This window comes from Candidatus Dedyshia acidiphila (assembly GCF_051025295.1).
GTDB lineage: Bacteria > Acidobacteriota > Terriglobia > Terriglobales > Acidobacteriaceae > KBS-83.
This window is the reverse complement of record NZ_JBMGJV010000159.1, coordinates 1-249: the sequence shown is the minus strand read 5'-3', so window position 1 is coordinate 249 and position 249 is coordinate 1. Positions and strand designations below refer to the sequence as shown.

At 66.7% G+C, this 249-nt stretch carries 1 pseudogene; it reads left to right on the top strand.

The features are described from left to right. A pseudogene (locus AC5IJH_RS18495) lies at positions 1-249 on the top strand (zinc-binding dehydrogenase); the annotation flags it as partial.

Sequence of the window (249 nt, the reverse complement as noted above, 5' to 3'; positions counted from 1 at the left end):
ATGCGCAGAGCGCCCTCTCCGAGTGCATCCTGCAACGCACCGAGAGGCGGGGCGTGGATGTGGTCTTTGAGGCTGTTGGCCGTGCAGAGACAGTGGCAGCCGCCGTCGACGCGACGCGCAAGGGGGGGCACGGTCGTGCTCGTCGGCAACATTGCGCCGGAGGTGCTGCTGCCACTGCAGAAGGTGGTTACGCGGCAGATTCGCCTGCAGGGATCGTGCGCATCGGCCGGTGAATACCCGAAGGCGATG